Source organism: Embleya sp. NPDC050493 (assembly GCF_044458105.1).
Taxonomy (GTDB): domain Bacteria; phylum Actinomycetota; class Actinomycetes; order Streptomycetales; family Streptomycetaceae; genus Embleya.
This window is the reverse complement of record NZ_JBITHP010000010.1, coordinates 234935-241601: the sequence shown is the minus strand read 5'-3', so window position 1 is coordinate 241601 and position 6667 is coordinate 234935. Positions and strand designations below refer to the sequence as shown.

Sequence of the window (6667 nt, the reverse complement as noted above, 5' to 3'; positions counted from 1 at the left end):
CCCCGCGGGCGCGGCCCCCCCCCCCCCCCCCCCCCCCCCCCCCCCCCGGGGCGGCCCCGCCCCCCCCCCCCCCCCCCCCCCCCCCCCCCCCCCCCCGCCGCCGTTGTCGGGCTCATCACCGCACGAGCAGATACACAGGCAGAAGCAGGCGCTCAGCGCGGGATCGCGGTGAACCTGAAGGCCGCCTGCTGCTGACGATGCACGGACAACGCCCCGTCCTGACTCATCGTCGCCACCACGGCGCGACCCGTGCCGTCGACGGCCAACGCTGGCAGCCGGCCGATCGCCCCGGGCAGTTCCGTCCAGGTGGGCGCGCCGGCGCCACTCGGATCGGCAGCCAGGCGGGTAACGCTCGCGCCGCTCTTGTCGTTGAGCACGCCGAGCACGATCGCCCCGTCCGGTCCGACGACCGCGCCGACTCGGCCGTAGCCGCCCGGCGTGCCGAGGTTCACCGGCTGATCGGTGTTCCATTCGTTCTTCGACCCGGTCCGGCGATACAGCAGGACCTCGGCGGTGTCGGGCTGCCGGACCAGGAGGAACTGCCGCCCGTCGGCCTGGGCGACGATCGTGGGCGGGCCTGCGGGCGCCGGGCAGGGCAGCGGTTCGGGCCGGCCCAGCGGGCCGCCGGCCCGGTCCTGGCTCCAGCGCAGGACGGCCTTGGTGTTCGCCCCGTAGACCTCGACCCGGTTCTCCCGGGTCAGCACGGGGGAGACCCCGTCCTGGAGGTCGGCGCCGCCGAGGTCGATCCACTCACCCCAGACGCCCTTGCTCGACAACACCCGGGTGCTCAGGCCGCGGCCCTGGTTGCGGGCGAACACGTGCACCTGCCCCGTGCCGTCCGCGACGGCGGTGGGCACGCCGCTCTCACGCGCACCGATCGCATTCGGGTTCGGCGCGCCGATCGACTCCCAACTCCCGAACGCACCGCCGGCCGACTGGGAGGTGGTGACGATCTCGCGCACCTGAGCCTGCGGCGCGGGAGCGAGGGTCATCCGGATGCCGAACAGCCGAAGCTGCCCGTTCGGCAGCCGCAACACTTCCAGATACGGGCCCAACCGGTCACCGCCGAGCGATACCGGCTTCCGCCACGCCTCGCCCGCCTTGTCCTCGACCCACATCGTGGCCTGGCCGTTCACCACGGCGAACGCGCACATGCGGCCGCCGGCGTCGGCCTGCAACCAGGAATTGTTCGGCGGGAAGCGGCGATAGGTGCTCTCCGCCCAGCCGTACTGGATCGGCTTGACCCCGACCTTGACGTCGCCGCAGCCCGCCGGGTCACCGCAGTTCCACCGGTCGACCCAGCCGTACGTCTCCAGGAAGCCGCGCTTGTCCGCGAACTCCTTGGCGCCGAGATTGTGCGGCCATTTGCCGTTCGAGTACGCGCGGTAGCAATCGACCAGCACGGGCGCGGCCGGCCCCGACTCCTGATACCGGCGCAACGCGTCCAACGCGAACAGCGCGGACGCGGTGTGGTCCTGATGGTCCTCGGAGACCCATTCACCGTTGGCGGGGTCACCCTCCGGATCCGGATCGAGAGTGCGCACCAGGGTGGGCCGAAACGCCTGCATGAGTTGGAGCAGCGAGTCCGACAGCGTGCTGCGGGTGTACGAGTACGCATGCGTCAGCGGGCCGCCGGTGACCGGAATCGTGCCCAGCCGATCCGTGCTCTGTTCCCACAGACTGCGCAGACTGTCCTTGCGGAACTGGGTCTTGGTCCGGGCCTCGCGCAGGCCCAGGAACACCAGTTGTACATGCGGCGCACCGTCGAGGGTGGATATTTCGGCCAGGCCGCCGGGGGTCTGCAACGAGCGGCGGGTCCACCGGGCGGTGCGGTCGCCGAGCGCCATCCGCGCGTACGCGGCGCGGGCACCGTTCTGTCGGGCCGCGCTGTAGCGCGCGAAATCCGCCTTGGCGCGCGAGAGTGCCGGGTCCGTGTTGCCCACGTTGCGGCCGTCGCCCTCGCCGCCCGTGAGGTACACGGTGGTCAGCGCGGCCCCGGCACGCACCGAGTTCACGATGTCCGGATTCATGAAATAGAAGTCGTCGTCCGGGTGGGCGACGATCTGCAACGTCCGGATCGCCGAGTCCGACCGCGGCGCGGGCGCGAGCGGCGCGTCCTTGCCGGTCGGGGCCCCGCCCGCGTCGTCGCCCCGTTCCCATGGCTGCCACCACGCGAGCGGAGCCGCGACCGCGACCACGCCCGCCCCCGCCAGGATCACGCGGCGTCCGATCGGGCGTGCGTTGCCGTCAAGAGGAGGGGTCACGTTGCTCACAACTCAGTAAACGTTCTGGATGGCCTACCGGTTGCGAGGCGCTCGGACCTGCTCGGATCGGCCCCGATCGAGGATCGGCGGGCAGTCCAGAATATGGATGGCTTCGGAAAACGCCAATGACGAGGCAATCAGCTCTTCTTCGGCGCGCCGCGCCGGCGAAAACGTGCCGAGGCGACCGCCGCCGCACCCCTGGGGCCGTCCGCGACGCGGACCGCGAGCGAATGGTTCGCCGTGCGATAGGGCTGCACCAACAGCACCGCCCGACGCAGGTCCGGCACCAGATGCCGACCGAGACCGGCGCCGCCCGCCGCACGCACGCGCACTGTACTGATCGCTCCGTCGTCGAAGGACAGCCGCGCCCACACGTCCCACGTGGAGAACACGTCGGTCCCGCGCAGTGCGGCGCCGTCCACGACCGCCCGCGCCCGCAGGATCCCGTCGGCATCCTGCCCCAGGGTCGCCGGACGCTCGCGCTCGAACCGGCCGAGTCGGTCGCGCAGCACGATGTCGCAACCGCGCAGACCGGCCCGGGCGAGCCGCCCGTACAGATCCGCGATGTACAGATCCAGCGTCATGCGATGCCCGGCGACGGCCACCTGGGCCTCGATGTTGATCGGCAGCCGACCGGTGGTCAGGCCGGCGAACCCGCTCAGCGCAATGCCGGGCGGGCTGTCGTCCCACAACGGTTCCGCGGCCGTGCCCGCGTACGGCGGGGTCAGCCGCGGCGGATCCGCGGCCAGTTCGGCCAGCCGCTCCAGCCCGGTCGGCTCCTCCCGCAGCGCCACCACGGAGGCCGCCCAGCGTGCGGTCGCGGTCGCGCCCATCACGCTCGCGCGCTCGAAGCCCATCAGGTGTTCGCGTGCCGCCGTCCACCAGCCCTGGCGGTACTCGGCCGGGCGCCGATGCAGGTCGCGCAGGTACAACAGCAGGTCGTGTTCGAGGAACTTGCGCTCGGACGCCTCGACCAACTTCTGCGTGCCGGTCTCGCGCATCGTCGCGGTCACCCGGGAGTGCGCGGCCAGCCGATCCCGCCAGTTGCGCAACTCGTCGCGGCGCAGCGAGATCGACTGCACGGCGGCCTTGCGCCGCACGTTCCACGTGTACACCCGGTCGGGGATCACGGCGAAGCGGGTCGCGGCGGCGTATACCTCGGCGGTGAACCCGAAGTCCTCGTAGTGGGCGTCGTCGTCGGCGAACTGGATCTTGTTGCGATCCAGGAAGGCGCGACGGTAGAGCTTGTTGACCGAGAGCGTGTCCCACAGCGTCTCCGGACGCAGCGCCGCCGAGAACACGCCGGCCTCGGTGAACAACTGCGGCTGCCAGGGCACTTCGCGGCCCTCGGGCAATTCCCGGCGCACGCACAGCCCGGCCGCGAAGTCGACGTCGCCGGCGACGGCCGCCTTGTGCAGCGCCGCGACCGCCCCCGGAGGCAGCACATCGTCGCTGTCCAGATACATGATCCAGGGCGATTGCGCGAAGGCGGTGCCGTCGTTGCGGGGCGCGCCGCAGCCGCCGCTGTTGACCGTGCGCCGGACCACCCGCACCTTGTCGCGCGGCCAGCGGGAGAGCACCTGCGGGGTCTCGTCGGTGGAGGCGTCGTCGACCACGACCACCTCGCGCACCACATCGCCCTGGGCGAGCGCGGACTCCACGGCGGCGGGCAGGTGTGCCATGTCGTTGTAGGTGATCAGGACGATGCTGACGCCGTCATGCGCGACCATCTCTCACTCACCTGCCACTTCTGCGGTCGTGGGCGACGGCTCGCCCACGCCCTCGGTGTCGCGTCGATTGCGCCACCACACGGTGCCGGGCACCGCGAGCAACGCGATCAAGCCGACCCCGGCGGCGGCCAGCCCCGGACGCAGGCCCGGTGGAGTAAACGTACAGGCGATGCGGTCCGTGCCCGGCTTCAACGCGATCGCGATCCGGCCGTCCCGCTTGCCGGGCTCACGCTCGGAGCCGCCCTGCTGCGAGCAGACCCAGCCGTCGACCGCCATCACGCCCACCACCGCCGTGCCGCGGCTGCCCTTGGGCAGGGTGGCCTCGAAGGTGTGCCCCCCCGCCGACACGTGCGTCGCGGCGCTCGCCCGCAGGCCGGCGACGGTGCTGCGCAGCTTGCCGAAGTCCAGGCACCCGACCGGATACCGCGGGATCTCGTCGCCCGAGGAGGGCGCGACGGTGAGCTTGACCTGACCCGACTGCGGGACCAGGCCGAGGTCGAGGACGCCGCCCCGGTTGGACTTCGAACCACCGCCGCTGACCGCGGACCGGCCGTCGACACCGGTGACCTTGGTACCCATGGCCGGGCTGTACCAGAACAACCCGCTGCCGGGCGTGCACTGGGCGGTGAACGTCATCACGGTCTTGCCCGGGCGGGGCTTCAACCGCCACGGCCCGGTGCCGGAGAAGGATGCATTGGTCTCGCCGCCGGTGACCTTGACCTCGGGCACGGTGTACACGGCTCCACCGAGCGCCTGTTCGTGCCGGCCCCAGACCGTGTCCGCCGGTGCGGTGCCGCCCGCCACGGGACCCTCGGGCCGCACGGTGACCAGCGGCGGAACCTCGTAGCGGCGGGTCTCGAACCGGCCCGGCGCGGCGGCCTCGGGACTGACGCGCGCGCCGATCGAGAAGATCGCGTCGGTGACCGGGTTCTCGTTGCCGAACAGGGTCCGCCCGAACGCGCCCGACGGGTAGCCCAGCGAGTCCAGCGCCTCGGCGGTGGTCTTGGTCGCGTAGCTGCTGTAGTACTCGGGCCCCTCACCGCCGCTGCGCAGCGGCTCGTTGTAGGCGAAGTACTGCGGGCCGGGGTCGGTGCGGTAGCGGGGCCAGCCGTCGACCGCGCGCAGGGCGGCCCGCTTGGCGTCCAGGTTCGCGCCGGATGTGGCGACCGGCTTGGCCCAGCGTTCGCGTGCCCGCCGGGTGTCCGCGACGGCCGTCGACATGGCCGACTCGCCCACCACGATGCCCACCATCGCCACCGCGGCCAGCCCCATGAGCACCCGACGCGAACGGGGGTGCTCCTGTCGGTTCGCCAGCACCACCAGACTCAGCGCGCCGAGCGAGATCGCCCCGCCGCCGAGCACGGCCCACCACGTGTACTTGCCGAAGTCGTCGGCGTTGCGCACCAGGAAGGTGACCAGGACGAGTACCCCGAGGGCGCCGGCCATCGGGAGCAGCCGAGGCTTGTTGGTCAGGCACATCCACGCGACCACGACGAGCAGCCCGCTGAAGACGAACGCCTCGCGATACGGGTTGCCGTTGGGTACCGCCAGCCCGTGCCACACGTACTGGGTGGGGGCCCACTGGAACGAGGCCGCGACCATGATGATCGAGCCGGTCCACACCAGTCGGGTCCGCGGCGGGATCGCGCGGTTGACCACGAAGGCGAGTGCCAGGATCAGGCCGAGACTGGCGATGTACAGCCGGGGTCGGCCGCCCCACAGATGCGTCGAGGGCAGCATGCCCGCGATGAAGACCTCGGTGCGCTCGGGGCTGAAGGTGCCCGCCTGGGTCGGCTGCGCGGCCTTGCTGGACAGGTACGAGGGCAGCAGCAGCGGCATGGTGAGCATGACCCCGACGCCGACCGCGGTGCCCGCGCGCAGCGCCGCGCGCAGCCGCTGCGGCCAGTCCGTCTCGGTCGTGGCCATTCGGATCAGCAGCAGGATCGCGGCGGCCAACGTGGCCATCATGCCGGTGTAGTAGTTGCCCATCCACGCCACCGCGACCAGCAGCGCCGAGGACACCCACCGGCGTCCCTCCAGGCACCATTCCATCGCGATGCCGAGCATCGGCAGCGAGACCAGACCCCACATCCACATCGGGATGTACGAGGCGTCGCTGAGTGCCCAGCCGCACAGGCCGTAGCTCGCGCCGAGGGTGGCTCGCATCCACCAGGCACCGGGCGACAGCCGCTTGAGGTAGACCGTCATCATCGCGGCGGCCAGGCCCATGGTCAGCGGAGCGACCAGGAAGACCACGATGTCCACACTGCCGCGCGGCACCAGGATCGCGAGCAGCGAGAACGGATTGCCGAGGTAGGTGTGGTAATCCGAGAGGAACTGCGTGCCGAAGCCGCTGCGCCAGTTGAACAGGAAGTCGCCGGCGGCGTCGCCGTGGGCGAGATCCCACAGGTTCAGGTGGAAGGGCACGTACTGGTTGGCGAGGTCGTTCAGCCCTTTGGGCTTGTCGCCGAACGGACGTTCGTCCTTTGTGATCCAGGCGATGAGATAGGCCGAGAACGTCGCGACGAACGCGAGCACCGGGGCGGCGACGTCCGGCCGCCCCCACAGGCGTACCCCGGGCAGTCGGCGCAGGCCGCCGGAGAACCGGCCGGAGGTCCGCTCTCCCGGCGTTCGACCGGGCTCGGCAGGCCGTTCATGGGTCGTGGCAGACAT

3 protein-coding genes are annotated in these 6667 nt (G+C 71.7%); all 3 read right to left on the bottom strand.

Annotated features, from left to right (window positions below):
* Nucleotides 1-152: 152 nt before the first annotated feature.
* The 3 genes from ACIBM5_RS21565 to ACIBM5_RS21555 all read right to left on the bottom strand — a co-directional run bounded on the left by ACIBM5_RS21565 (nt 153) and on the right by ACIBM5_RS21555 (nt 6667).
* On the bottom strand, nt 153-2264 hold the full coding sequence (locus ACIBM5_RS21565; RefSeq protein WP_396008320.1) for a PIG-L family deacetylase: 2112 nt from the start codon (nt 2262-2264) through the stop codon (nt 153-155).
* Between the two features lie 137 nt (nt 2265-2401).
* Nucleotides 2402-3994 carry a glycosyltransferase family 2 protein gene (locus tag ACIBM5_RS21560; protein ID WP_396008319.1) on the bottom strand — a complete coding sequence of 531 codons (1593 nt, stop codon included), beginning with the start codon at nt 3992-3994 and terminating at the stop codon, nt 2402-2404.
* A 3-nt stretch (nt 3995-3997) separates the two neighbouring features.
* Nucleotides 3998-6667, bottom strand: a complete 2670-nt coding sequence (locus ACIBM5_RS21555; RefSeq protein ID WP_396008318.1) for a YfhO family protein — start codon at nt 6665-6667, stop codon at nt 3998-4000.

Bases quoted from the DNA above. Each gene is read 5' to 3' on its own strand.
- ACIBM5_RS21560 (WP_396008319.1), bottom strand. From the start codon at position 3,994: ATGGTCGCGCATGACGGCGTCAGCATCGTCCTGATCACCTACAACGAC.
- ACIBM5_RS21555 (WP_396008318.1), bottom strand. From the start codon at position 6,667: ATGTCTGCCACGACCCATGAACGGCCTGCCGAGCCCGGTCGAACGCCG.